Genomic DNA, 1,545 nt, shown 5'->3' with positions numbered 1-1,545 from the left:
TGATGCTGGCTGCGATGCTGGCCGGGATGCCCGCCACGACGCGCCTGTTGCCGACCCTGCCCGACAATCGCGACGCCATTGCCGCCGCCTTTGCCCGGCACAGCGACTGCGACATCATCGTCACCAGCGGCGGGGCGTCGGTGGGCGATCATGATCTGGTGAAACCGGCTCTGGTCCACGCCGGAGGCATGGTCGATTTCTGGCGGATCGCGATGAGGCCGGGCAAGCCGGTGATGGTGGCGCGGCTGGGCGAGACCATCGTCCTGGGCCTGCCGGGCAATCCGGTGTCAGCCTACGTCACGGCGACGCTGCTGCTGCTGCCGCTGATCCGGCAGATGGCAGGGGCGAGCAGTCCGCTGCCCACCACTATGAAGGCTTCAGCAGGCGCAGCCTTCCCGGCCACTGGACCACGTCAGGATTTTGTGCGGGCCAAATTGCATGATGGCGCGTTGTTCCCGCTCGGCAATCAGGACAGCGGCGCGCTCTCGGCACTGCTGGCCGCGCATGCGCTGGTGATCCGTGCCGCAGGCAGCCTACCAGCCGCGCCGGGCGAACCACTGGACTATCTGCCGCTCGCATAGGCCCGCAACACGAGACTTGACCTCGCCTGGTTTGTTTCGTAATTGTTCCTTGTTCGTTCGATAGCCTTCCGTCCGGCGCAAAAAGGAACATCCGCGATGCTGACCCGCAAACAACATGATCTGATCCGCTTCATCCAGCAACGGCTGGAGGAAAACGGCATTTCCCCCTCGTTTGAGGAAATGAAGGAAGCGCTTGATCTCAAGTCGAAATCGGGTGTCCACCGGCTGGTCAGCGCGCTGGAGGAGCGCGGCTTTATCCGCCGCCTGCCCAACCGGGCGCGTGCACTGGAAATCCTGAAACTGCCCGAGGCAAGCGTCAAGCCGCGCGCGCGTGAACTTGCTGCCGCTGCTGCCGCCAAGAGCAACATCATTAATCTGGATGCAGCGCGCAACGCGAAGCTGCCCGAGCCTGCCAGCAACCCCGAGCCTGCCAACAACAATGTGCTCAACATCCCGCTGCATGGCCGCATTGCCGCCGGCGCGCCAATCGAAGCCTTTGAAGGCACCGAGATCCTGCCAGTGCCCGCAGCATTGCTGGGCAGCGGAGAGCATTACGCGCTCGAGGTCTCGGGCGATTCGATGGTTGAAGCGGGCATTCTAGACGGCGATTTCGCACTGATCTTGCGCACCGACACCGCGCGCGATGGCGAGATCGTGGTTGCACTGGTGCGCGGGGAGGAAGCCACGCTTAAATATCTGCGCCGTGACAATGGCCGCATCCGGCTCGATCCCGCCAATGCCGCCTATGATCCGCAATATTATGCACCGCACGAGGTTCAGGTTCAGGGCAGGCTGGCCGGATTGCTGCGCCGCTATCATTGATCGCGCGCGGTCGGTGCAGGCGCCTGCGCAAGGTCGATCCTGCGCTGCACGCGGTCACTTGACCGGGCTACGCCTCGCCGCCTCGACCACCTGCTGCGGATGGTCCCACCACGGATGGCCGCGATGCCGACCCGCGACGCTG

2 protein-coding genes are annotated in these 1,545 nt (G+C 64.3%); both read left to right on the top strand.

The window, feature by feature from the left end; all coding sequences use genetic code 11:
- Nucleotides 1-581, top strand: a 581-nt coding sequence (locus ACEW8G_RS06820) for a molybdopterin-binding protein (protein ID WP_373487684.1), incomplete at its 5' end; no start/stop codon positions are given.
- A gap of 96 nt (nucleotides 582-677) precedes the next feature.
- Nucleotides 678-1,403, top strand: a complete 726-nt coding sequence (lexA, locus tag ACEW8G_RS06815; RefSeq protein WP_373487683.1) for a transcriptional repressor LexA — start codon at nucleotides 678-680, stop codon at nucleotides 1,401-1,403.
- The last annotated feature ends 142 nt before the right edge of the window (nucleotides 1,404-1,545 follow it).

This window comes from Blastomonas sp. (assembly GCF_041747255.1).
Classification (GTDB): Bacteria; Pseudomonadota; Alphaproteobacteria; order Sphingomonadales; family Sphingomonadaceae; genus Blastomonas.
This window is presented reverse-complemented; position numbering and strand designations above follow the sequence as displayed.

Coding starts and splice junctions, on each gene's coding strand:
- lexA (WP_373487683.1), top strand. CDS start 678: ATGCTGACCCGCAAACAACATGATCTGATCCGCTTCATCCAGCAACGG.